The organism is Micromonospora sp. NPDC050686 (assembly GCF_040654475.1).
Taxonomy (GTDB): Bacteria; Actinomycetota; Actinomycetes; order Mycobacteriales; family Micromonosporaceae; genus Micromonospora.
The window spans coordinates 1-21,260 of the sequence record NZ_JBFAID010000003.1 but is presented as its reverse complement, the minus strand read 5'-3'; the positions used below and the strand labels follow the sequence as shown (position 1 = coordinate 21,260).

Below are 21,260 nucleotides of genomic sequence, written 5' to 3'. Positions count from 1 at the left end.
GGCCGGTCGCTGGCCGGAGGGTGTTAAGCGGGGGCCCCGCCTTACACCTCACACGCGGCGGAGGGCGACCACGGCGACGTCGTCTTGGATCTCGGGGGGCGCCAGCTCGACCAGCAGCCGTTCGCAGAACCGGTCCAGGTCCTCGTCGACCCGCTCGGCGCAGGTGGCCAGCGCGGTCAGCCCCTCGTCGATGGTGGCGTCCCGCCGTTCGATCAGCCCGTCGGTGTAGAGCACCAGCGTCGCGCCGGCCGGCAGCACGAACTCCAGGTCGGCCGGCCGGTCGGCGCGCACCCCGAGCAGCGGGGCGGACTGCTGCACGAACTCGGTCCGGCCGTCGAGGCTGATCAGCGCGGGCAGGTGGCCGGCGCTGGCCAGCCGCACCCGGCCGGACGGCGGGTGCAGCAGCAGCACGCAGATGGTGGCCAGCTCGTTGGGAAGCAAGGTTCGCATCAGCTCGTTGACCCGTTCCAGGATCATCCCCGGCTGGTGCCCCTCCACCGCGTACGCCCGGACGGCGTGCCGCAGCTCGGCCATCACCGTCGCCGCGTGCAGCGAGTGGCCGGCCACGTCGCCGATCGCCATCAGCAGGTGCCCGTCGAGCATCACCAGCTCGTAGAAGTCGCCACCCACCTCGGTCTGCGCGCTCGCCGGCTCGTAGCGCACCGCGAGGTCCAGCCCGGCGATCTCCGGGATCCGCCGGGGCAGCAGGCTGCGTTGCAGGGTGACCGCGATCCGGTGCTCCTCGTCGAAGGAGCGCTGCGCCTCCACCGCCGAGGCCACCGCCTGGGCGAGCTGCACCAGCACCGGGGTCCGCCGGGTCTGGGTCTGCGAGGGCACCACCACGTACAGCGGCGCCCGGTCCTCCCGCAGCCGGGCGGCGGCCACGGTCACCGTGTCCCCGGCCGGCCAGTCGACCAGCCCCCAGTTGCCGGGCTCGTCGACGCGTACGGTGGCGCCGGTCGGCACCCCGGTGTCGTCGACGATCCACGGGACGATCCGGGCCGGGGCTCCCGGGCCGTCGGCCACCCCGGCAATGCAGTCGCCGTCGAAGGTCTCCGCCGTCACCGCGGCCGGCGCCTTGAAGATCTGCGCGGCGCCGGCGGCCGCGGCCTCCAGCAGCCGGGCGAAGTTCGGTGCCGCGTGCACCGCTACGGTGGTGTCGGCCAGCCCGGTCAACCGCTCGGCGAGCCACTCGGCCCGCTGCCGGGCCTGGTAGTAGCGCAACACCGCGTGTGCGGTCGCGACCAGTTCCTCCGGCTCGATCGGTTCGGCGAGGTACGCGTCCGCGCCCCGGGTCAGCCCGTGCGCCCGGTCCACCACGTCCACCGCGTGCGCGGAGACGTGGATGACCGGGACGGCGGGATGAGCCGCCTTGATCCGCTCACAGACGTCGAAGCCGCTCAGGTCCGGCAGCCGCACGTCGAGCACCACCAGGTCGACCGGCTCCTGGTCGACGCGCTCCAGCGCGGCGCCGCCGGTCTCCGCCTCGACCACCCGGAAGCCGGCCCGGGTGAGCCAGCTCACCAGCAGGTAGCGCTTGGTGCGGCTGTCGTCGACGACCAGCACGGTGGCGCCGGCGAAGACCTCCTGCGTCATGCCCGGTCCACGGGCAGGTCGACGGTGAAGGTGCTGCCCCGACCCGGCTCGCTGGCCAGCTCCAGGCTGCCCCCGAGCAGGGTCACCAGCCGCCGCGCGTACGGCAGGCCGAGCCCGGTGCCGCCGACCCGGCTGCTCCCGGGCACCTGGTAGAACTCCTCGAAGATCCGCTCTTGCAGCTCGGGCGGGATGCCCGCGCCGGTGTCGGACACGGCGAGCCGCCACCGGTCGCCGACCCGACGTGCGTGCATCCGGACCTCTCCCCGCTCGGTGAACTTGAGCCCGTTGTGCAGCAGGTTACGCAGCACCTGCGCCAACAGCACCTCGTCCGACCGGATGATCGCGGGCGCGGGCGGCTCCTCCACCACCAGGGCGACCTCGGGCCGGGCACTGAGCGCGCGCAGCGTCCCCCGCAGTTGCCCGAAGACGACCCGCAGGTCGACGTCGGTCCAGTCGGGCTCGATCCGGCCCGACTCGGCCTTCGCCAGGTCGAGCAGGTCGTTGACCAGGGTGAGCAGGTCGGCCGCCGCGGCGCGGATCAACTCGACCTGTTCGGACTGCTCGGGGGTGAGCGGGTCGGAGGCGGAGTCGGTGAGCAACCGCCCCAGCCCGATGATCGCGGTGACCGGGGCCCGCAGCTCGTGCGAGACGTTGGCCAGGAACCGGCTCTTCGACTCGCTGGCCGCGCGGAGCTGGGCGGACTTCTCGTCCAGCTCGGCGTAGAGGGCGACCACGCCCCGGTTGGTCTCCTCCAGCTCCTCGGAGAGCTGGCCGTAGAGCGCCATGACGCCCCGGTTGGTCTCCTCCAGCTCGGCGTTCAGCACGGCCAGCTCGTCCCGCTGGCTGCGCACCTCATCCAGCGCGGCGATCAGCTGGCCGTTCTGCTCCGCCAGCTCGTCCAGGGCGCTGCCCGGGGCGCTGCGGCCGAGCTCCGCGCGCAGCTCGGCCAGCCGGTCCGAGGTCAGCGCCTGCGCGCTGGCGGGCACTCGTCGGGACATCCTGACGACCGTATCCCCTCTGGTCCAAACCGCGCTCAGTGTGTCGACCAGGCGGGCCACCGCGCCGGACGCGGGTGCGTACCGGCCGTCGGGCAGCGGGCGGACGGGGGTCAGGTCGACCCAGAGCACGAAACGGCCGTCCGTGGTGTCGAGTTCGGTCCGGAACGTGACGTCGGCGCCGCCCACCGCGTGCAGCAGGTCCCGGGCCACCTCGCTGAGCGCGGTGGCGATGCGGACCTGGTCCTGGTGCTCCAGGCCCACCGCGGCGGCCACCTCCCGGCCCCGCTGGCGGATCAGGAAGATGTCCTGCTCCACCCGCAGGGCCATCCGCAGCAGCGGCTCCGGATCGATCGCGCCGGTCACGGCTGCGCCCTCGCCACCAGTACGCAGGCGTCGTCGCGGCGGGTGCCGGCGTCCCGCAGCAGGGTGGCCGCGGTCACCAGCGGCGACCGGCCGCCGAGTCCCGGGTAGTCGGCCAGGTCCCAGCGGTCCACCACCCCGTCGCTGTGCATCACCAGCGTGGTGGCCGGCCCGAACGGGTAGTCGTACTCGCGGACGGCCGGCCGCTGGTGGCCGGCGATGCCCGGCAGCGAGACCAGGCCCCGGCGCCGTTCGCCCTCGGCGACGACGGCGGCGACGATGTTGCCCAGCCCGGCGTAGCGCAGCACCCCGGCCGGCGCGTCCAGCTCGGCGACGGCCAGCGCGGCGCCCCGGGTGTGCGACATCGCCCGATGCAGGTGCTGCACCACCGCGCCGGGCGGGACGGCCGGCGCGGCCCGGAAGGCCGCGGCCGCGGCCTCGGTGGCCACGGCGGCCAGCGGGCCGTGCCCCAGCCCGTCGCAGACCAGCACCTGACGGCGTCCCTCGACCACCCGGACCGCGTACCCGTCGCCGCTGGTGTGCTCGCCGGTGATCGGGCGGGTCAGCCCGGCCGCCCAGGACGGCTGCGGCGGCGGACCGGCCCAGATCTGCACGGCGAGCACGGTGCCCCGGCCGGGCCACGAGTAGCCGTCGAACCAGCTGGCCTGGCGGGTGATGGCGCCGAGACCGATGCCGAGGGTGCCGGCCGTGGAGTGCCCGTCCCGGAAGGACAGGGTCAGGTCGGCCATCCCCGGCCCGCTGTCGACGGCGATCAGCTCCACACCCGCCCGGCCGGCGCGGCGCACCGGACGGACCAGCATCGCGCCCCCCCGGGCGTGCTTCACCAGGTTGCTGGTCAGCTCGGCGGCCACGATGGCCAGGTCGCCCACCCGGCTCTCGCCGAGTTCGAGCTGCCCGCCCAGGCGTTCGGCGGCCCGCCGTACGCCGCTGATCGCGTTGCCCCCCTCCACCCGGAACCAGAGGCCGGCGTCGGGGACCAGATCCCGGCTCATCGGGACCATTTGGTGACCGTGATCGTGGTGCCCTCGCCCACGCCGGTCCGGATGTCGAACTCGTCGACCAGCCGGCGGGCGCCGCTGAGTCCGAGACCCAGCCCGCCACCGGTCGTGTACCCGTCGGTGAGCGCCAGCTCCAGGTCGGCGATGCCCGGCCCGGAATCGGCGAAGACGATGCGCACCCCGCGTCGCCGGTCGTTGTGCACCGTCGACACCTCGACCGTGCCTCCGCCGCCGTAGACCAGCGTGTTGCGGGCCAGCTCGCTCGCCGCAGTGACCAGCTTGGTCTGGTCCACCAGGGAGAGCTTCGCGGCCACCGCTACCGTACGGACCAGCTGGCGGACCCGCACCACGTCCTCGTCGCTGCGGATCGCCTGGGTACGTGGCGCGCCCAGGTCGACTCCGGCGGTCATGCCGTGGCCGTCGTCTCGGCGTCCGCGTCGTCACCGTCCAGCTCGTACGCGTCCTCGTCGCGGCTGGCGGCGATCAGCTCCATGCCGCGTTCCACGTTCAGCGCGGTACGGATGCCGTTGAGCGACAGGCCCAGCTCGACCAGGGTGATGGCGACGGCGGGGCGCATCCCGACCACGACCGTCTCGGCGTCGAGCACCTTGGAGATCGAGGCGATGGTGGACAGCATCCGGCCGACGAACGAGTCGACGATGTCCAGCGCGGTGATGTCGATGAGGACGCCGTGGCAGCCGGTCGCCACGATCCGCTCGGCCAGGTCGTCCTGGAGCTGGAGCGCGGTCTGGTCGGACATGTCGACCTGGATGGAGACCAGCAGCACGTCGCCGATCTTCAGGATCGGAACGCGTTCCATCAGAGCTCCCGGCGGGGTTGCCGGCGGGCCGTCTCCAGCCCGGTGAGCCGCAGCACGTGGCGCAGCGCGTCGGCCAGGCTCGCCTTGGTGGCGATGTCACCGAACTCGATGCCGAGGGCGACGATCGTCTGGGCGATCTGCGGCCGGATGCCGGAGATGATGCAGTCGGCGCCCATCAGCCGGGCGGCCACGACCGTCTTGAGGATGTGCTGGGCGACCTGGGTGTCGACGGCCGGCACCCCGGTGATGTCGATGATGGCGTACGGCGAGCCGGTGTCGACCAGGGTCTGCAGCAGCCGCTCCATCACCACCTGGGCGCGGGCCGAGTCGAGCGTGCCGACCAGCGGGACGGCGACCACGCCCTCCCAGAGCTTGACCACCGGGGTGGAGAGTTCGAGCAGCTGCTCGGCCTGGTCGGCGATCAGGCTCTCCCGGGCGCGCACGTAGGTCTCGAAGGTGAACAGGCCCATCTGGTCGACGAACGAGGAGAAGGCGACGAAGTCGCGCAGGGCGCCGCCGCCCTGCCGGGTTTCCAGCAGCTCCAGCAGGACGTCCTTGAGGGTGAAGACGCTGGCGGCGGTCTCGGTGGCCGAGAAGCCCTGCCGGGCCCGCCCCTGGGACAGCTCGGCGAGCACCGCGCGCAGCTCGGTGCCGGCCTCGGCGGCCAGGTCGGTCAGGCCGCTCTCGCCGGCGGTGATCATGCTAGCGTGGAGCTCTCCCAGCTGCCGGCGCAGCTCGGCCTGGCTCAGCCGGCCGCGCAGCGAGGCCGCCACCAGCTCGGTCCAACGTTGCACGACCTGGTCCGTGTGCTCGGCGAGCAGACCCGCGAGCCGGCCGCTCTCTTCCGCGCTGAGCGCCATGTTTCCTCCCTCGACCCGAACCGGCCGGACTCTATCACCGGGGCTCCGGGAACTGCTTGCCACATGACAACGGAATGAGAACGGGCACCGGCAGCGCTCCCGTTCTGCGCGTCCAGCCCTCGGTGGGATACCGTTCCACCGATAACAGGAGGTCGGCGAATGTCCTTGACGGTGCACACGGAACAACGCGGCGACGTCGTCGTCGTGGCGGTCGCGGGCGAGCTGGACATGGCGACGGCGCCCCAGCTGCAGGACCAGATCACGGACCTGCTGGACAAGGGCCGCAGCCGCCTCGTGTTCGACCTGTCCGAGGTCTCGTTCTGCGACTCGACCGGCCTGTCCGTCTTCGTCCGCGCCAAGAACAGCTGCGACGAGGCCGGCGGCGTGGTGCGGCTGGCCGCCCCGCAGCGTGGCGTGCTGCGCATCCTCGAGGTCAGCGGCCTGGTCGAGGTGCTGCACACCTACCCGACGGTCGAGCAGGCGGTCGCGGGCGACGCCACCCCGGCCTCCTCCTGAGACTTCCGCTCACCGCTCGTCCTCGATGAACCGGGGACGAGCGATCATCATGCCCGCGGCGGTCTGCACGGCGAGCGCCACGAGCAGGAAGCCGATCGGCGCGGTCCAGCCCCCGGTCGCCTCGTAGAGGATGCCGACCAGCAGCGGACCGAGCGCGGCGATCACATAGCCGGTGCTCTGCGCGAACGCCGACAGCGCCACCGTTCCGTCGGCGGTCCGGGCGCGCAGCCCGATGGTGGTCAGGATCAGCGGGAACGCGCCCTGGCCGAGGGCGAGCAGCAGCACCCAGAGCGGCGCCAGGCCGCGCGGGGCCAGCGCCAGGCCGAGGTACGCGGCGGCGGAGAAGGCGGTCAGCGACAGCACGATTGGCCGTAGCGTGCGCAGCCGGCCGGCCAGGGTCGGCATGGCCAGCGCCACCGGCACGCCCAGCGCGGTCACCCCGGCGAGCAGCAGCCCGGCGGTCTCCGCCCGGTAGCCGGCGTCCCGGAAGAGCTGGGCCAGCCAACCCATGATCGCGTACCCGCTCAGCGACTGCGCCCCGAAGTACAGCGCCATGGCCCGCCCCAGCCCGGTCCGACCGGGCGAGATCGGGGCCCGGGCCGCGCCGGCCACCGTCGGGGTCGCCGTCCGCCGGGCGGCGCGGGCCCGCAGCGCCAGCGGCACCCACGGGAGTACGGCCAGCGCGGCCAGCCCGGCCCAGACGCCCAGCCCGACGCGCCACGACCCGAAGGCGTGCGCCACCGGCACCGCGGACGCGGCGGCCACCGTCGTGCCGACGGTCAGCGCCATCGTGTACGCCCCGGTGACCAGCCCGGTGCGGTGCGGGAAGTGCTGCTTGACCAGCATCGGCAGCAGGATGTTCGCCACCGCGATGCCGGCCAGCGCCAGCGCGCTGGTGGCCACGAAGACCGCCGCCGAGTCGGTCACCACCCGCAGCACCTGCCCGACGGTGAGCGCCAGCATGGCCAGCAGCAGCACCCGGGCGGCCGGCCAGCGGCGGACCAGCCACGGGGTGAGCGCGCCGAGGGCGGCGAAGGCGACGGTGGGCAGCGTGGTCACCACGCCGGCCATCGCCCCGGACAGGCCCAGCCCGGTGCGGATCTCGTCGAGCAGCGCGCCGAGGCTGGTCACCGCGGCCCGCAGGTTCAACGCCACCAGCAGCATGCCGACCAGCACCAGCACGCCGCCGCCGACCACCGGCCGGGCCGGCGCCGGTCCGGCGTCCGGCGCGAGGCCGGGCACAGAGGGGCCGGCCTCCGGCGTCGGGCCGGGCGGCAGGTCAGCGGCCGTCGCCTCGGCGGGGGCGCTGTTCCGGTCGGCGGTGGGCGCCTCGGCCCTGGTCGCTGGCGGTGTCATGACCTCGAACCTACAATCATGGGATGAATTCCGGCAGGAGTTGTAACCGGTGACACGCCCCGTCGATTCCGCCACCGTGCCGCCGCGCGGCCACCGGGTGCGCCAGACCATCGAGCAGCTGCGCAGCCGCATCCTCGGCGGCGAATGGCAGGTGGGCGAGCGCATCCCCACCGAGCCGCAGCTGGTCGCGGCCCTCGGGGTGGGCCGGAACACCGTCCGGGAGGCGGTCCGCGCCCTGGTGCATGCCGGGGTGCTGGAGTGCCGCCAGGGCTCCGGGACGTACGTGGTCTCCACCGACGAGCTGGCCCCGGTGGTGGCCCGCCGGCTCACCGACGACCGGATGGCCGAGGTGGTCGAGGTGCGGCGGGCCTTCGAGGTGGAGGCCGCCCGACTGGCCGCGCTCCGGCGTACCCCGGCGGACCTGGCGGCGCTCGACGCGGCGCTGGCGGACCGCGAGGCGGCCTGGCACGCGGGCCGGGTCGACGGGTTCGTGGCGGCGGACGCCGCGCTGCACACGGCCGTGGTGGCCGCCGCGCACAACGCCATGCTGGCCGAGCTCTACGCGTCGGTCGGCACCGCGCTGCGCAGCACCGTCGCCCAGGCGATGGGGGACGCGCTGACCCCCGAACGGTACGTCGACCACGGCCGGCTGGTGGCCGCGATCCGGGCCGGCGACCCGGCCCGGGCGGCGATCGAAGCCGGTGCTTTTCTGGAGCCGCCGCCCGGGGCATAGGTTGTCCCGGACGGACAACCGGAAAGCACAGGAGTACGGATGCTCAAGGGCTTCAAAGACTTCATCATGCGCGGCAACGTGGTCGACCTGGCGGTCGGTATCGTCATCGGCGCCGCCTTCACCGGCCTGGTCACCCAGTTCACGAAGTCGTTCCTGGAACCGCTGATCAAGGCCCTCGGCGGGGGCACCGAGCTCAAGGCCGGCAAGTGGACCATCGGCGGCCAGCTCTTCGACTGGGCGGCGTTCATCAACGCGATCATCACCTTCCTGCTGACCGCCGCGGTGCTCTATTTCCTGGTGGTCTACCCGATGAACAAGCTCGCCGAGCGCCGCCGCCGGGGCGAGGAGCCGCCGCCCGCCGCGCCCAGCGAGGAGATCAAGCTGCTCACCGAGATCCGGGACGCGCTGGTCGCCGCCGGCCACGGCACGCCGGGTCAGCGCGGCGCGCTGGACGATGTGCTCGGTCGCCGCACGGAGCCGCCGGCCCCGCGCTGAACCACCCCGCACACCGGCCCTCGCGGGAATCTCGCGGGGGCCGACGTGTGTCGAACACATGTTCGATAGAGTGCCGCCATGGAGCAGCGGAAGCACTGGTGGAACGGCAAGTGGGGGCGGCTGGCGCGGCGGGACGTCTTCCTCCGGGTGGACGCCGACCGCTGGCACGTCGAGCAGCGCGCCGGCGGTGCCGAGGGGGTCTCCCAGTTCTACGAGTACGCCACCGCCGAGGAGGCCGAAGAGACCGTCCGCGCCCTCCTCACCGGCCCCGACACCTGGCGCGAACTCTCCCCCCGCCCCACGATCTGACGGGGGCGGCGCGGTGCGGGAGCCCGGCTGCGGACCAGGCGGGCCGGGGACCGGCCAGGGTCGGAGCCGCGGGCCGGGGACCGGCCAGGGTCGGAGCCCTGAGTGGCAGGACTCCCGCGCGCGCGATACCTCTCAGGAATATTTATACCTGTGAGGTATCAAGCTCGATTTCGCCCACACCGGCCCGCACACCGGCCCCGCACACCAGCCCCGCACACCGGCCAAGATCGATGCGGGCGGGGTGGAGGCGTTTAGGGGGCGGGCGGGGCGGGAACCGCGCCAGGATGGAGCAGCAGGGCGTTGAGGAACAGGCGGTGCTGTCCCGGGTCACCACCGGGATGGCGGTGATGGACGCCAACGGCCGGGAGGTCGGCACGGTGGACCTGGTCCAGCGCGGCGATCCGACCGCGGTGACCGTCCAGGCGCCCACCCCCGACCCCGGCGGCAGCCTGGACGAGCTGATCGAGTCCGCCGCGGCCGAGGAGCCGGACGTGCCCGCCGACCTCGCCGCCCGGCTGCTACGCACCGGCTACCTCAAGGTCACCAGCGACCTGGCCCGGTCGGGCGCGGTCTACGTGCTGGCCGACCAGATCGCCACGGTCGCCGACGGCCGGGTCCGCCTCGACGTGCCGGCCGCCGACCTCCAGCCCGAGCAGTGAGGTCCGCCGGCCGTCAGCCCGAGCGGTGAGGGCTGCCGGCCGTCAGCCCGAGCGGTGACTCACCGGGCGGTCGGCGCCACCACCGGGGTCGGCGGCAGCGGGAGCGGCAGCCCGGGCAGCCCGTCGATGCTCGTCGCCACATGGTCCTTCCCCGCGAAGTACGCGTCCAGCGACGCGTCGTCCTCCCGGGCGAAGCGCCGGGCGTGCAGGTCCCGGTCCTGCTGGTAGCTCATCAACGGCACGGCGTAGCCGCAGGTGTCCCGGATCAGCTCGGCGCGGACCAGGATGATCGCGCGGAGCCCGTGCAGGCTGTGGTCGATGTCGGGGAAGTGGGCGATCAGCTCCGCCCAGCGGGGGTCGTCGCGGAAGACCGGCTCACCCCGGCCGTGCACCCGGACGATGTTCGGTGGCCCGGAGAAGGCGCACCACATCAGCGTGATCCGGCCGTTCTCCCGCAGGTGGGCGACCGTCTCGGCGTTGCTCCCGGCGAAGTCGAGGTAGGCCACCGTCAGCTCGTCGAGGACGGCGACCGAACCGGTCAGACCCTTGGGCGAGAGGTTGACGGTGCCGTCGGCGTCCAGCGGCGCGGTGGCGGTGAAGAAGAGGGGCTGGGCCAGGATGAAGTCCCGGAGGCGGCCGTCGATCCGGGGGTACGTCTTTCCCATGCCGCTCAGTATCCTCGCCCCGCCCGGCCGGCGTGGACCCCGTCAGCCGGCCGGTGTCGAGGTCGTGCGGGCCCGCTGCGGGGGCACCTCCGGGGTCGGCTCCGCCCGGCCCGCGCCGCGCCGGCGGAAGAGCAGCAGCATTCCGCAGCCCGCCACCAGCCCCCAGAACGCCCCGCCCACCCCGAGCAGGCTCACCCCGGAGGCGGTCACCACGAAGGTGACCACGGCCGCCTCGCGGCCCTCCGGCGCGGCGACCGCGGCGGACACCGCCCCGGCCAGCGCGCCCAGCAGCGCGAGCCCGGCGACCGCCTCGACCAGGATCGGCGGGGAGAGCAGCACCAGCGTCGTCGCCGCACCGGCGCCCAGGCCGAGCAGGGCCAGGCCGACCCCGGCGGTGACCGAGGCGATCCAGCGCCGCTCCGGATCGGGGTGGGCGTCCGGCCCGGCGGCCAGCGCGGCGGTGATCGCGGCCAGGTTCACCGCGTGCCCGCCGGCCGGCGCGCCGACGGCGCTGGCCAGCCCGGTGACCCGCAGCGCGGAGCCCAGCGGCGCCCGGTAGCCGTAGCCGGCGAGCACCGCCATTCCGGGCACGTTCTGCGCGGCCATGGTGACCAGGAAGAGCGGCAGTGCCAGGCCGACGACCGCCGGCAGCGTCCACGCCGGAGGGGTGAACACGACGGTCGGGGCGAGGTCGAGCCCGTCCGGCCCCGGCCCGGACGTGGTGAGCGCGATCGCCACCGCCGCCGCGGCCAGCGCCCCCGGCACCGCCCACCGGCGGGCGAAGCGGTGCAGCAGCAGCCAGGCCAGCACGACCGGGGCGGCCAGCCGGGGCGTCTCCACCAGCGCCCGTACGGGTGCGGTGCAGAGCGGCAGCAGCACCCCGGCGAGCATCGCGGCGGCGACCGGGGCGGGGATCGCGGCGACCGCCCGGCCGAGCACCGGCACCAGCCCGGCGGCCGTGATCAGCAGGCCGGCGACCAGGAACGCGCCCACCGCGGCCGGCCATCCACCGGGCACCGGGCCGGTCGCCACCAGCAACGCCGCCCCCGGGGTGGACCAGGCGATCGCCATCGGCAGCCGGTGCCGCAGGCCGAGCCAGACCGCGCAGAGCCCGGCGGCGACGCTCACCGCCAGCAGCCCCGACGCCGCCTGGGCGTCGTCGGCGCCGACCGCGCGCAACCCGGCGAGCACGACCGTGAACGAGCTGGCGAAGCCGACCAGGGCGGTCACCACGCCGGCCAGCACAGGTTGCAGTCGCCCCGCCACTTGCCCACCCCCGTCGTCGTTGGCGTGGCGGCACCCTAGCGGACCAGCGGCGCGGCGGGCCGCGCGCGTCGGGGTACGCCCGAGGGCCGGGAGGATCAGCCGGCGGGCGGCGCGGAGACCGGCAACCGCCTTACGTACCGGTGCATGAAGACGGCGGCGGGGTTCTCTTGGCAAGCTTGACCCCATGACGCTGATCCTCCGCTCGGCCATCCTCAACGACGTCGGCCTGGTCCGCACCAACAACGAGGACTCCGCCCTCGCCGGTGACCGCCTCGTGGCGGTGGCCGACGGCATGGGCGGCCTGCCCGCCGGGGAGGTGGCGAGCGAGATCGTGATCCGGATCCTGGACGAGCTGACCCCGCCGGACACCCCCGACGAGGCCAGCAACGCGCTGCGGGCCGTGGTGAGCACGGCCAACCAGCGCATCCGCGCGGCCATCGAGGTCGACCCGGCGCGGGACGGCATGGGTACCACGCTCACCGCCGCGCTGCTGGCCGGCGACGCCCTGGTGCTCGCCCAGGTCGGCGACTCCCGCTGCTACCTGCTGCGCGACGGCGAGCTGTCCCAGCTCACCCGGGACGACACGTTCGTCCAGGCGCTGGTGGACCAGGGCGCGCTCACCCCCGACCAGGCCCGGCACCACCCGCAGCGGTCGCTGGTCACCCGGGCCGTGCAGGGCTCGGACGCCCCACCCGCGGTCGGCGTGCTCACCGTCGTCGCCGGCGACCGGCTGCTGCTCTGCACGGACGGGCTCTCCGACTACGTCGACGACGAGGTGATCGGCCAGACCCTGACCGTGTACGGCGACCGCCAGCACTGCGGCGAGCAACTGGTCAAGCTGGCCCACCAGGCCGGCGCGCCGGACAACGTGACGGTGGTGGTCACCGACGTTACGCGGCCCTGACCGGGCGGGCCCGCCGACGGCCGGCTCCCAATGCGGTTGCGGCGCCCGCCGGGCCGGGTTGGGATGGACGGGTGCGCATTCGCAGCCTGGCCGCCGAGGAACGACTGACCGACAGCTTCCCCCTCCAGGGGTACGCCTTCGAGGCGTCCCCCCTGACGGCGGCCCGGACCGAGGAGTTCCACGCCTACCTGCCCTACAACTCGGGCAACCGGACGCTGGTGGCCGAGGAGGGCGGCGAGGCGGTGGCCGCCGCCTCGGCGATCCCGATGCGGCAGAACCTGCGCGGGCGGGTGCTGCCGATGGCGGGGGTGGCCGGGGTGGCCACCCATCCGCTGGCCCGCCGGCGGGGCCACGTCCGGACGCTGCTGCACCGGCTGCTCGACGAGATGCGCGACGAGGGCCACGCGCTGACCGCCCTCTATCCGTTCCGGGCCTCGTTCTACGAGCGGTTCGGCTACGTCGGGCTGCCCGCGCGGCGGCGGGTCACCCTCGCCCCGGCCGACCTCGGCCCGCTGCTGCGCGCCGACCTCCCCGGCGAGCTGGGTTGGCAGCGGATCGCCGCCGGCTGGAGCCGCTACCGGGCCTTCACCGAGCGGTGTCTGGACGACCGGCACGGTTTCGCGCTCTTCCCCGAGTTCCGCGCGGTCGGGCTGCGCGACCGGGACGACCGCTGGCTGCTCACCGCCCAGGTCGACGGCGCCACCATGGGCGCGGTGACCTACCGGATCGACAACTACGGCGGCGAGTTGGTCGCCGACGACCTGCTCGCCGACGACCCGTACGCCCGGGCGCTGCTGTTGCAGTTCTTCGCCCGGCACGTCGACCAGGTGACGCGGGTCAGCTTCGCGGTCCCCGCCGACGCGCTGCCCGAGCTGTGGCTGACCGACCTGTCCGTCCGGGTCGAGGCGCGGGTGGCCGGGCCGGCCTCCGCCGCCCCGATGGCCCGGCTGCTGTCGGTGGACGCGTTGGCCGGCCTGCCGGCCGGCCCGGGGCGGGTCCGGGTCGAGCTGGCCGGCGACCGGTGGCTGGCCGGCACGTACCTGCTCGACGGGGCGACCGGCCAGCTGGAGCTGGTGGCCGATCGGGCCGCCCGGGGCGTGCCCTCGGCGACCCTCACCGCCGCCGGGCTCTCCGCCCTGGCGTACGGGGTGCTGGACCCGGCGGAGGTCGCGGTGCGCGGGCTCGGCACGGTGCCCGCCGACGCGGTGACCGAGTTGCGCCGGCTCTTCCCGCGCGCGCTGCCGTACCTGTTCGCCGACTTCTGACCGGGCGGTCCCGCCGGGTTCACCACCGCCCGTCCGCGCGCAGCACCCGCGCGCCGGAGACGTACAGGTCGTCGGGGGCGAGCAGGAGCAGCCGTACGACCTCCGCGGCGACCTGCTCGGGAAGCGCGTACAGGTCGTCCCGGAACTCGTCGCCGACGCGTTCCTGCAACCGGGTGGGCATCGGCCCCGGATGCACCTGCATCACCTTGACCCGGTTGCTCTGCTGCGCCTCGGCCAGCGACTCGACCAGGCTGCTGCCGTAGCTCTTGGTGGCCCGGTAGACGGGGATGCCGGGCCGGGGCCGGGACACCGCCGTCGCGCCCACCCAGACCACGTTGCCGTAGCCCTGCCGCCGCAGGTGGCGCACCGCCTCCTTCAGCACGTACGTGGTGCCGAGGGCGTTGACCTCGACCGCCCGCCGGATCCGCTCCGGGGCGAGGTCCTCCAGGTCGCCGCCGGCCCAGATGGAGGCGCTGGCGACCACCCCGTCGATGACGCCCCACCGCTCGGCCAGCGCGCCGAACGCCTCCCGGACCTGCTCGTACGAGGAGACGTCGCAGACGCTGCCGTCGCAGCCCAGCTCGTCGGTGATCGCGGTGACCTCGTCGGCCCGGTCGCTGAGCACGGCGACGCGGTACTCGTCGACGAGGAGCCGGGCCACGGCCAGCCCGAGGCCACTCGTCCCGCCGACCACCACGAAGGATCTGGCGTCCATGTCCCTCCCCGCCGCCGCCGCGCGACGGCTGGGCTTCCCGCTTTTGCGCCGGGCACACCGCCCTCTCCCCACGCCCTCCGCGTCGGGCCGGCGGGCGCTGCGGCGGGAGCGGGCACCGGCTTAGCACCGGGTTAAGACTCTCCCGACGGCTCGTGCCGCCGGTGTCGCGGCCCCTAGGCTCGCCGGGTGCGTGTGAAGTCCCTTGTCGTCCCGCTCGTCCTCGCCGTCGCCGTCGTCACCCTGCCGGCCTGCGGCGGCGACCCACCGGCGGCCGCCCCGGCGGCCTGGTCGGCCGAGCCCGCCACCCCGGGCGGCGCCACCCCGCCCGGGGGCACCGCCCCGCCGAGCGACTCGCCGGCCCCGAGCGCCTCCGCCCGGCCCAGCCGCACGGCCTCCTTCTTCGTCAGCAACGACCGCACCGGCACCCTGAAGATCGAGAACTCCACCCTGCGCGGCAACCCCAGCCAGGGCTTCCAGACCAAGGGCCTCCCCGGCATCTTCTTCCTGGGCGCCTCCGCCACCACCCGCTGACCCCTCCCACCCACCCGCCCACCCGCCCACCCGCCCGAGTTGATCATGAAGTTTGCGTCGGGCGACACGCAGGCAACGCGACGCAAACTTCATGATCAACGCTTCGGGGGGGGGGTGCGTAGGTCAGTAGGGGTTGCCTTGGCCTGGGGGGTGGGCCTTGAGGAGGGCGGTGGGGCGGCCGGGGAGATCCGGGCGGGTGGACAGGGGTGGGCTGGGGGTGCCGGCGCGAGTGGAGATGCCGACGAAGAGGTCCTTCAGGGCGGTCAGGGCATCCGTCCGGGGGCGCCAGCCGAGTTCGGTTTCGGCGCGGTCGCTGGACATCAGCGGGGCGGCCAGGGCCAGCTCGACCCAGCCGGCGTCGACCGGTTGCAGGCGGGCGTGCCAGGTCAGCCGGGCGGCGGCGCGCAGCACCGGGGCGGCCACCGGCACCGTCCAGCCGTGGAAGTGCCGGGCCACCAGCTCCGGGCTGAGCACCGGGTCCGCCGCGACGTTGAACGCGCCGCGCGCGTCACCCAGCACCGCCCGGGCGTACGCGTCGGCGACGTCGTCGGCGTGCACGCCCTGCATCCGCAGCCGGCGGTGGGCCGGGACCAGCGGGATGCGGCCGTACCGGAGCAGGCGGACCGGGGCGAGCGGGCCGAGGAAGTAGCGGGCGATCTCCGTGCCGGCGTCGCGCTGGAAGATCAGCCCCGGCCGCAGGCGTACCACCCGCAGCGTCGGGTGCGCCGCCTCGACGGCGTCCAGCAGCGCCTCGACCTCGGCCTTGTCCCGGCTGTACGACGACCCGGGCACCCCGGTCGCCGGCCACCGCTCGCTGACCGGATGGTCCTTCGGGCCGGCCGCGTACGCGCCGACGGACGACGCGTACACCAGGGCCGGGACGCCGGCGCGCAGCACCGCGTCGACGACCGCCCGGCTGCCGCCCACGTTGGTCCGGTGCAGCGTGCGCTGGTCGTGGCTGGGCTGGATCTGCCAGGCCAGGTGCACCACCGCCGCCGCCCCGGCGAAGATCGTGGCCAGCTTGTCGGCGGCACCCGGCGCACCCACGTCACAGGAGTGCCACTGCACCCCGTCGTACGGCTCACCGGCGTCCGTGCCGGGCAGCCGGCGAGCCACCCCGACCAGTTCCACCCCGGACTCCCGGCCCAGCCGGCGCAGCAGGGCGGTGCCCGCGTTGCCGCTGGCCCCCACGATCACGATCCGCATGCCTGCCCCCGTACCCGTTGGACCGGACCCCAACCACCGAACCGGTCACGGCCGGGGCGCGTGCCGTACCCAGCTCTTCTCCTGCCGGCGCCGCCCGCCCACCGCGGCCACGCAGCGCGGGCAGAGATGCCGCACCGGGTCCGCCTCGGTCAGCTGGTCCGTCGACGTGTAGTCGAACGGCACGTGCGGGAACCGGCGCAGCCGGGTCCGGCTGAGCTGAAGCCCGCACACGGTGGAGTTCTGCCCGGGCTGCCAGGCGTGCGCCTCACCGGCCGGTTCGCGTACCCCGTCGGGCCCGGTCTCCTCGCCGGACGCCGCGACGGCCGGCCTGCTGGTCATCCGCATGCCGTGACCAGTTCCCCGCCCTCGCCGGCCCATGCCCGCCTCAGGCCGCGTCGACCGCCAACGCCACCACCAGGCAGGCGAAGGACGCCACGCTGGTGACCGTCCGGGCCAGGTTCCACCGCACCCACGGCCGCTCGAACCCGGCGCGCACCGCCGCCAGATCGGCGATCCCGTCGACCGGCCCGGCCGCGTCCAGCCGGTTGTTCAACGGCACGCTCCAGGCCATCGTGATCACCAGGGTGGCGAGGTAGAGCACCAGGCCGGCGACCGTCCAGGCCAGCACCGGCCCACCGACGTCCAGGTGCAGCACCACCGCCAGGCCGCCGAGCAGCGCCGCGCCCAGGAACGCCGTCAGGAACCACCCGTTCAGGATCCGCCGGTTGATCCACCGCATGGTCCCGACCAGGGTCCGATCGTCGGTCGCGGCCAGACCGGGCATGACCGAGCAGGCGTACGCGAAGAAGAGCCCACCCATCAGCCCGGTCAGCAGGGTCGCGGCGGCCAGCACGAGAGTACGCAGCGATGTCATGCCGGACAGCCAACCGTGTCTCGGGTGGGGTTCGCCACCGCTAAACGGGCTCTAACCGGCACGCCGATCCATCGACAGGAAAGCCGGCGACCAGACAGGCTAAGCTGTTAGCTAACCGAGGAGGTCGCGTCATGTCGGCTGAGGCCGTGCACTACAACATGCATGATGCCAAGACCCACCTCTCGCGCATCATCGAACGGGTGGAGCGCGGCGAGGAGATCATCATCGACCGGGCGGGCACCCCGGTGGCGAAGGTCGTGCCGTTGGTGCGGCGAGCCAATCGCACCACTGTCGGTTCCCTTGCCGGCCAGCTGGACCTCTCCGGTGACTGGGACTCGCCGCAGACCAACGCCGAGATTGCCGCTGACTTCGGCATCGGCGCATGACCCTGCTGCTGGACACCCACGTCGCGCTCTGGGCCATCACCGGCGACGCGACCCTCGGCGCCGAGTTCCTGGACCGGCTACGCCACGAGCCGGACATCTTCCTCTCCCCGGTCACCCTGTGGGAGATCACCATCAAACAGCAGGCGGGGAAGCTCGCGGGCCCTCCAGACCTCGCCGAGCGGGTAAGAGACATGGGCTTCCGTGAGCTGCCGGTGACCCACACCCACGCCATCGTCGCCGGCCGTCTGCCGTCGCACCACCGCGATCCCTTCGACCGCATGCTGGTGGCTCAGGCGATCACTGAGAATTTGACGCTGGCTACTCGCGATCCATCGATAGCGCTGTACGACGTGGACGTCCTGAAGGTGTGACCGGACTCCGGCGAGTTGCGGAGCGTCACCGCCTCGGGCGTGGTTCGCTGACTGCGGCCGGTGCTTGCGTCGGCACGTCCACGTCACCCCCCACCGTGAGCAGTCCGCGGGGCTCGCTGATCGCGACTGGAAGCGAGGTCCGGTAGCCTGAGGCCGCGGGCCGCTAGCTCAATGGCAGAGCTGTGGACTTTTAATCCATAGGTTCAGGGTTCGAGTCCCTGGCGGCCCACTCTTCCGCAGGTCAGCCACCCTTTGTAGGGCCGCTGTCTTTGTCAGCACGGCTCGTACAGCAGCGAAATACAGCAGTAGCGCCTTATCGGTCCAGCGCGCTGCCGAGCCGCTTTAGGGCGTCGCGGGTGGCCGCCGAGGACACCACCGTGTAGATCTCCATGGTGATGGCGAACTGCGCGTGCCTCAGGATCTGCATCGCCACCCGGGGGTGGACGTCCAGGTCCGCCAGGAGCGACGCGCAGGTCCGCCGGGCGTCCCTGACGGTGATCCGCCGGACGCCGGCTGCGTCGCAACGGCGGTCCCAAAAGCGGTTGAAGTTGCGTGGCTCGACCGGCCGGCCGTAGCGGGTGGTGAAGATCAGGTCCGACCGTTGCCACGCCGGGCCGGCAGCGTCCCGGGCAGCGGTCTGCGCGACGCGGCGGCGGCCGAGCGCGACGGTACAGATGTCCGGCAGCGGCAGGGTGGCGTCCGAGGCAGCGGTCTTCGTCTCTCGGTGCAGCAGCTCGGCACCCACCCGCTGGAGCTGCCGATCAATCGTCAACTCCCCCGCGTCGAGGTCGACGTCAGCCCAGGTGAGCCCCAACATCTCGCCCTTGCGCTGACCGAGCACCAGGACCAGGACGTACGCGGCGTAGAGCGGATCGTCGTCGGCGCGGGCCGACTCCAGGAAGCGCCGTGCCTCGTCGCTCGTCCACGCCTTCCGTTTGCGCTTGCGAACCGGTGGCAGCTTCACCAGGGAGGCGACGTTGCGGGAGATCAGCCCTTCGGTGATCGTCTGGGACAGCAGCGTCCGCAACACGGTCCGCAGGTGGGTGACCGTGGTTGCCGAGGGCAAGTTGATCTGGGTGAAGATGCCTTCGCTTGTCTAGGCGGTGAAGTAGCCGTAGACCGTCTGCCAGGGCGGGAAGTCATGCGGCAGGTAGCGCCAGGCGATGCCGGTGCGGTTGACGTAGAGGATCGCGTTGAAGATCTCCCGCAGGTCGTAGGTGGGTTTGCGTCCCCCGACGCCAGCATCGGTACGAGCCTGGCGCCAGGCGTCCAGTCGTGGTGCGATCAGTGCCCAGCGGGCGTCGGACAGGTCGGAGGGGTAGGCAGGTCGGTCGGCCATACGAGTTGTCTACTGTGGAACGTGGATGGATCGCGCTTCGGGTCTGCCGATTCCCGAACTTTGTGAACCAGACACGATCAGTGGATCAAAGCAGGGCATCTCGCATCGGCATCAATCAGGTGAACCTGGCCTCAGTGGTGATCATTCGACCCTGCCGACGCCTCGGCGACCAGGCCCACGAAAGCAGCAATACATAGCCGGAATGATCAAAACGCCCAGTCAGTTCCCGTCTCGTTCATGGCCGGCCGACGGCAATCGCCAAGATCCAGCCTCTCGTCCCCACCTGCGGCAAGAACGCTGCCGACCGGACACGAACCACACCAGGCAGACTTGGAAAGCGTGTTGGGTTAACGCCTTCACGAGTTCGAATCTCAATCCTCCGCCCTCTGAGCAGCACAAACGCGAGGGCCCGCCCCATCAGGGACCGGCCCTTCGCCGTCTCTACGTCGCTCTCGTCTCAGTGTCGCCCCACTCGCCCCGTTCCGTCACCTGCTATAGCCGTTTGTGGAACTATGGTAGGGCTTGGGTAGAGCCGTTCCCCGCTGGGACGGTTTGTGTTTGTCGCAATCGCACGCGTCTTGCGGATCTTGGTTGGTGGTTCTGTCAGGGCAACAACCCTGGCCTAACCAGCGGGGGGAACATGCATCCTTGGCCGCACGTGCCCGGCTGGCCGCTACTAGGGGCCAAGGTCCCGCCAGAGGCGTACCCACCCGTGCCCGCGCCGATATGGCTGCCCGGACAGCTGCCGCCGATGCCCGGCGTGCCCTACTGGCGGCTAGACGTGGGGGCATTCGGAGTCCAATGGTTCTACGAAACCCGCCCAGTGAACGAAATCTACGGAACGAGTCGGCGGTCACCGGCAGTTCGCTCGGCCCAGGCGTTGTCCGCCCTGCAGCAGTATCGCTACGAGGGGCACCGCCCGCCGCAACGTCCCCGAGGGCTCACAGTCGAAGACCATCGATGGCTCGCTCGAGAATGGTCGCTCACGGAGGGCGCACGGCCGGCCCCGGCGGCGAAGCGGGGGCTTACCGCACAAGAAAAGGTGATCATCGCCGTTGTGTCATTCCTGGCCTTGTTGTGCGCGGTCGCGGGCATGATCGTGAGCCGGCCTTGACCGCGCCCGGCACCACCGCAGCTGGCCGATCGGGCTTCGGCGACCGCCAGCGCACATCCTCGAAAACCTGCAGTACAGATGGGTCTTGTCGCGCAGGTCGCGTCGGCGGTGCTTAGCGATAACCGCGTCTAGCAGGCGTTGAAGAGCGACCATCGGCATCGGAGTCAGACCGCAGGCGTCGCCCTGACCAAGGCGCTCAGGGCCGGTACACGAAGGTCACCTGCTCGATCGACAAGGCCAGCGGAGCGACCTGCCTACCGCCAACCGAAAGGCACTCGATTGACATACAACACCTACCCACCGTCCATCCGGCCGATCATCGTCGAGGCTGCGAGGCCGACCTCTGGCCTTGCTGTGGCTAGCATGATCCTGGGAATCCTCGGGCTTGAGCTGCTGTTCGTTCGGGATCTTCTCGCTGCTCGCGGTGATCCTCGGCCACATCGCCCTTCCCGAGACAAATGACGGCCGTAAGAGCGGGCACGGCATGGCAGTGGCCGGGCTCGTGATGGGCTATGTGTTCTTCGCCCCGGCGGTGATCTTCTCGACCTGGATGATCGCCGGTGCTGGGCTGGCTGCCATCACTCCAACCACAACCCCAACACCCTGACCCGCCGGCCGACCGAGGTCCACGGGCCATGACGCGGGCCCGCCTCATTGCCGTTGACATCCATCGCCGACATCAACGCTGATGCCCGCGGATGGACTCTCACGCACGTTCGCGGGACCCATCACGGACGGCACGGACGTCTGCGGACGCCATGACTCATGCCGGAAGCGACCTACAAGCGAGGGCTCAACGGCTGCGGACTAGACGAGTAGTTCCGATGTCAGGGGTCGATGTCTGGGCATGAAGGGAGGGTGCCGATGATCATGTTGTGACGCAAGACCTCGACACCCTCTTGA

24 protein-coding genes, 1 tRNA gene and 2 pseudogenes are annotated in these 21,260 nt (G+C 72.8%); 12 read left to right on the top strand and 15 right to left on the bottom strand.

Going from position 1 to position 21,260, the window contains the following annotated elements; translation table 11 throughout:
- Window positions 1-48: 48 nt before the first annotated feature.
- From AB0H57_RS03900 to AB0H57_RS03875, 6 genes are read right to left on the bottom strand one after another with little or no spacing between them, the layout of a single operon-like run.
- Window positions 49-1,596 carry a SpoIIE family protein phosphatase gene (locus tag AB0H57_RS03900; protein WP_357502365.1) on the bottom strand — a complete coding sequence of 516 codons (1,548 nt, stop codon included), beginning with the start codon at window positions 1,594-1,596 and terminating at the stop codon, window positions 49-51.
- Window positions 1,593-2,921, bottom strand: coding sequence for an ATP-binding protein (locus AB0H57_RS03895; protein ID WP_357502827.1), 1,329 nt, complete (start codon window positions 2,919-2,921; stop codon window positions 1,593-1,595). Before AB0H57_RS03895 ends, AB0H57_RS03900 begins: the two co-directional genes overlap by 4 nt.
- Before the next feature lie 32 nt (window positions 2,922-2,953).
- Window positions 2,954-3,967, bottom strand: a complete 1,014-nt coding sequence (locus AB0H57_RS03890; RefSeq protein ID WP_357502825.1) for an ATP-binding SpoIIE family protein phosphatase — start codon at window positions 3,965-3,967, stop codon at window positions 2,954-2,956.
- The gene (locus tag AB0H57_RS03885) at window positions 3,964-4,383 is read right to left on the bottom strand and encodes an ATP-binding protein (protein WP_357502363.1); all 420 of its coding nucleotides are present in this window, start codon (window positions 4,381-4,383) and stop codon (window positions 3,964-3,966) included. Before AB0H57_RS03885 ends, AB0H57_RS03890 begins: the two co-directional genes overlap by 4 nt.
- Window positions 4,380-4,793 carry an STAS domain-containing protein gene (locus AB0H57_RS03880; protein WP_357502361.1) on the bottom strand — a complete coding sequence of 138 codons (414 nt, stop codon included), beginning with the start codon at window positions 4,791-4,793 and terminating at the stop codon, window positions 4,380-4,382. The genes AB0H57_RS03885 and AB0H57_RS03880 overlap by 4 nt, the downstream gene beginning before the upstream one ends.
- Window positions 4,793-5,653, bottom strand: a complete 861-nt coding sequence (locus AB0H57_RS03875; RefSeq protein WP_357502359.1) for an STAS domain-containing protein — start codon at window positions 5,651-5,653, stop codon at window positions 4,793-4,795. The genes AB0H57_RS03880 and AB0H57_RS03875 overlap by 1 nt, the downstream gene beginning before the upstream one ends.
- Window positions 5,654-5,812: 159 nt before the next feature.
- Here AB0H57_RS03875 and AB0H57_RS03870 point away from each other — a divergent pair, with 159 nt between their 5' ends.
- A complete protein-coding gene (locus AB0H57_RS03870) occupies window positions 5,813-6,169 on the top strand; it encodes an STAS domain-containing protein (protein WP_357502357.1) in 357 nt (118 codons plus the stop codon).
- Window positions 6,170-6,178: 9 nt separating this feature from the next.
- Here AB0H57_RS03870 and AB0H57_RS03865 read toward each other — a convergent pair whose 3' ends face one another.
- Window positions 6,179-7,525 carry an MFS transporter gene (locus tag AB0H57_RS03865; protein WP_357502355.1) on the bottom strand — a complete coding sequence of 449 codons (1,347 nt, stop codon included), beginning with the start codon at window positions 7,523-7,525 and terminating at the stop codon, window positions 6,179-6,181.
- 49 nt (window positions 7,526-7,574) lie between these two features.
- Between AB0H57_RS03865 and AB0H57_RS03860 the strand changes: the two genes are divergently transcribed.
- The 4 genes from AB0H57_RS03860 (at window position 7,575) to AB0H57_RS03845 (ending at window position 9,721) form a co-directional block, all read left to right on the top strand.
- A complete protein-coding gene (locus AB0H57_RS03860; RefSeq protein ID WP_357502353.1) occupies window positions 7,575-8,258 on the top strand; it encodes an FCD domain-containing protein in 684 nt (227 codons plus the stop codon).
- A 39-nt stretch (window positions 8,259-8,297) separates the two neighbouring features.
- Complete coding sequence (gene mscL, locus AB0H57_RS03855; RefSeq protein ID WP_357502351.1) at window positions 8,298-8,753, top strand: large conductance mechanosensitive channel protein MscL; 456 nt, start codon at window positions 8,298-8,300, stop codon at window positions 8,751-8,753.
- A gap of 78 nt (window positions 8,754-8,831) precedes the next feature.
- Window positions 8,832-9,062: a hypothetical protein gene (locus AB0H57_RS03850; RefSeq protein WP_357502349.1), complete on the top strand. Its 231-nt coding sequence runs from the start codon at window positions 8,832-8,834 to the stop codon at window positions 9,060-9,062.
- Between the two features lie 284 nt (window positions 9,063-9,346).
- Complete coding sequence (locus AB0H57_RS03845; protein WP_357502348.1) at window positions 9,347-9,721, top strand: hypothetical protein; 375 nt, start codon at window positions 9,347-9,349, stop codon at window positions 9,719-9,721.
- A gap of 59 nt (window positions 9,722-9,780) precedes the next feature.
- On the opposite strand, the gene AB0H57_RS03840 is transcribed toward AB0H57_RS03845, so the two are convergent.
- Window positions 9,781-10,386 carry a pyridoxamine 5'-phosphate oxidase family protein gene (locus AB0H57_RS03840; RefSeq protein ID WP_357502346.1) on the bottom strand — a complete coding sequence of 202 codons (606 nt, stop codon included), beginning with the start codon at window positions 10,384-10,386 and terminating at the stop codon, window positions 9,781-9,783.
- 42 nt (window positions 10,387-10,428) lie between these two features.
- On the bottom strand, window positions 10,429-11,652 hold the full coding sequence (locus AB0H57_RS03835) for a benzoate/H(+) symporter BenE family transporter (RefSeq protein ID WP_357502344.1): 1,224 nt from the start codon (window positions 11,650-11,652) through the stop codon (window positions 10,429-10,431).
- Window positions 11,653-11,836: 184 nt separating this feature from the next.
- Between AB0H57_RS03835 and AB0H57_RS03830 the strand changes: the two genes are divergently transcribed.
- Together AB0H57_RS03830 and AB0H57_RS03825 are read left to right on the top strand one after the other, a co-directional pair.
- Window positions 11,837-12,556, top strand: a complete 720-nt coding sequence (locus tag AB0H57_RS03830; RefSeq protein ID WP_357502342.1) for a protein phosphatase 2C domain-containing protein — start codon at window positions 11,837-11,839, stop codon at window positions 12,554-12,556.
- Between the two features lie 71 nt (window positions 12,557-12,627).
- Window positions 12,628-13,821, top strand: coding sequence for a GNAT family N-acetyltransferase (locus AB0H57_RS03825; protein ID WP_357502340.1), 1,194 nt, complete (start codon window positions 12,628-12,630; stop codon window positions 13,819-13,821).
- 19 nt (window positions 13,822-13,840) lie between these two features.
- Here the strand turns inward: AB0H57_RS03825 and AB0H57_RS03820 are convergent, their stop codons facing one another.
- Window positions 13,841-14,536, bottom strand: coding sequence for an SDR family oxidoreductase (locus tag AB0H57_RS03820; RefSeq protein WP_357502338.1), 696 nt, complete (start codon window positions 14,534-14,536; stop codon window positions 13,841-13,843).
- Window positions 14,537-14,722: 186 nt separating this feature from the next.
- Between AB0H57_RS03820 and AB0H57_RS03815 the strand changes: the two genes are divergently transcribed.
- On the top strand, window positions 14,723-15,067 hold the full coding sequence (locus AB0H57_RS03815; protein ID WP_357502859.1) for a hypothetical protein: 345 nt from the start codon (window positions 14,723-14,725) through the stop codon (window positions 15,065-15,067).
- Between the two features lie 123 nt (window positions 15,068-15,190).
- On the opposite strand, the gene AB0H57_RS03810 is transcribed toward AB0H57_RS03815, so the two are convergent.
- The 3 genes from AB0H57_RS03810 to AB0H57_RS03800 are packed head-to-tail and all read right to left on the bottom strand — an operon-like array spanning window position 15,191 to window position 17,147.
- On the bottom strand, window positions 15,191-16,273 hold the full coding sequence (locus AB0H57_RS03810) for an NAD-dependent epimerase/dehydratase family protein (protein ID WP_357502336.1): 1,083 nt from the start codon (window positions 16,271-16,273) through the stop codon (window positions 15,191-15,193).
- 45 nt (window positions 16,274-16,318) lie between these two features.
- Window positions 16,319-16,612: a hypothetical protein gene (locus AB0H57_RS03805; protein ID WP_357502334.1), complete on the bottom strand. Its 294-nt coding sequence runs from the start codon at window positions 16,610-16,612 to the stop codon at window positions 16,319-16,321.
- 46 nt (window positions 16,613-16,658) lie between these two features.
- Window positions 16,659-17,147 carry an anthrone oxygenase family protein gene (locus AB0H57_RS03800; RefSeq protein ID WP_357502332.1) on the bottom strand — a complete coding sequence of 163 codons (489 nt, stop codon included), beginning with the start codon at window positions 17,145-17,147 and terminating at the stop codon, window positions 16,659-16,661.
- 131 nt (window positions 17,148-17,278) lie between these two features.
- On the opposite strand from AB0H57_RS03800, the gene AB0H57_RS03795 reads away from it, so the two are divergent.
- From AB0H57_RS03795 to AB0H57_RS03785, 3 genes are all read left to right on the top strand, one after another.
- A complete protein-coding gene (locus AB0H57_RS03795; protein ID WP_357502330.1) occupies window positions 17,279-17,533 on the top strand; it encodes a type II toxin-antitoxin system prevent-host-death family antitoxin in 255 nt (84 codons plus the stop codon).
- Complete coding sequence (locus AB0H57_RS03790; RefSeq protein ID WP_357502328.1) at window positions 17,530-17,904, top strand: type II toxin-antitoxin system VapC family toxin; 375 nt, start codon at window positions 17,530-17,532, stop codon at window positions 17,902-17,904. The genes AB0H57_RS03795 and AB0H57_RS03790 overlap by 4 nt, the downstream gene beginning before the upstream one ends.
- 157 nt (window positions 17,905-18,061) lie before the next feature.
- Window positions 18,062-18,133 (top strand) — tRNA-Lys (locus AB0H57_RS03785).
- 84 nt (window positions 18,134-18,217) lie between these two features.
- Here AB0H57_RS03785 and AB0H57_RS03780 read toward each other — a convergent pair.
- Together AB0H57_RS03780 and AB0H57_RS03775 are read right to left on the bottom strand one after the other, a co-directional pair.
- Window positions 18,218-18,970 (bottom strand): annotated as a pseudogene (locus tag AB0H57_RS03780) (site-specific integrase); the annotation flags it as partial.
- 33 nt (window positions 18,971-19,003) lie between these two features.
- Window positions 19,004-19,243, bottom strand: a pseudogene (locus AB0H57_RS03775) (transposase); the annotation flags it as partial.
- Window positions 19,244-20,742: 1,499 nt separating this feature from the next.
- Here AB0H57_RS03775 and AB0H57_RS03770 point away from each other — a divergent pair.
- Window positions 20,743-20,964 (top strand): DUF4190 domain-containing protein, encoded by a 222-nt coding sequence (locus AB0H57_RS03770; RefSeq protein WP_357502326.1) that lies wholly within the window; start codon window positions 20,743-20,745, stop codon window positions 20,962-20,964.
- Window positions 20,965-21,260 lie beyond the last annotated feature (296 nt).

Bases quoted from the DNA above. Each gene is read 5' to 3' on its own strand.
- AB0H57_RS03900 (WP_357502365.1), bottom strand. From the start codon at position 1,596: ATGACGCAGGAGGTCTTCGCCGGCGCCACCGTGCTGGTCGTCGACGAC.
- AB0H57_RS03895 (WP_357502827.1), bottom strand. From the start codon at position 2,921: ATGGCCCTGCGGGTGGAGCAGGACATCTTCCTGATCCGCCAGCGGGGC.
- AB0H57_RS03890 (WP_357502825.1), bottom strand. From the start codon at position 3,967: ATGAGCCGGGATCTGGTCCCCGACGCCGGCCTCTGGTTCCGGGTGGAG.
- AB0H57_RS03885 (WP_357502363.1), bottom strand. From the start codon at position 4,383: ATGACCGCCGGAGTCGACCTGGGCGCGCCACGTACCCAGGCGATCCGC.
- AB0H57_RS03880 (WP_357502361.1), bottom strand. From the start codon at position 4,793: ATGGAACGCGTTCCGATCCTGAAGATCGGCGACGTGCTGCTGGTCTCC.
- AB0H57_RS03875 (WP_357502359.1), bottom strand. From the start codon at position 5,653: ATGGCGCTCAGCGCGGAAGAGAGCGGCCGGCTCGCGGGTCTGCTCGCC.
- AB0H57_RS03870 (WP_357502357.1), top strand. From the start codon at position 5,813: ATGTCCTTGACGGTGCACACGGAACAACGCGGCGACGTCGTCGTCGTG.
- AB0H57_RS03865 (WP_357502355.1), bottom strand. From the start codon at position 7,525: ATGACACCGCCAGCGACCAGGGCCGAGGCGCCCACCGCCGACCGGAAC.
- mscL (WP_357502351.1), top strand. From the start codon at position 8,298: ATGCTCAAGGGCTTCAAAGACTTCATCATGCGCGGCAACGTGGTCGAC.
- AB0H57_RS03850 (WP_357502349.1), top strand. From the start codon at position 8,832: ATGGAGCAGCGGAAGCACTGGTGGAACGGCAAGTGGGGGCGGCTGGCG.
- AB0H57_RS03845 (WP_357502348.1), top strand. From the start codon at position 9,347: ATGGAGCAGCAGGGCGTTGAGGAACAGGCGGTGCTGTCCCGGGTCACC.
- AB0H57_RS03840 (WP_357502346.1), bottom strand. From the start codon at position 10,386: ATGGGAAAGACGTACCCCCGGATCGACGGCCGCCTCCGGGACTTCATC.
- AB0H57_RS03830 (WP_357502342.1), top strand. From the start codon at position 11,837: ATGACGCTGATCCTCCGCTCGGCCATCCTCAACGACGTCGGCCTGGTC.
- AB0H57_RS03820 (WP_357502338.1), bottom strand. From the start codon at position 14,536: ATGGACGCCAGATCCTTCGTGGTGGTCGGCGGGACGAGTGGCCTCGGG.
- AB0H57_RS03810 (WP_357502336.1), bottom strand. From the start codon at position 16,273: ATGCGGATCGTGATCGTGGGGGCCAGCGGCAACGCGGGCACCGCCCTG.
- AB0H57_RS03805 (WP_357502334.1), bottom strand. From the start codon at position 16,612: ATGACCAGCAGGCCGGCCGTCGCGGCGTCCGGCGAGGAGACCGGGCCC.
- AB0H57_RS03800 (WP_357502332.1), bottom strand. From the start codon at position 17,147: ATGACATCGCTGCGTACTCTCGTGCTGGCCGCCGCGACCCTGCTGACC.
- AB0H57_RS03795 (WP_357502330.1), top strand. From the start codon at position 17,279: ATGTCGGCTGAGGCCGTGCACTACAACATGCATGATGCCAAGACCCAC.
- AB0H57_RS03790 (WP_357502328.1), top strand. From the start codon at position 17,530: ATGACCCTGCTGCTGGACACCCACGTCGCGCTCTGGGCCATCACCGGC.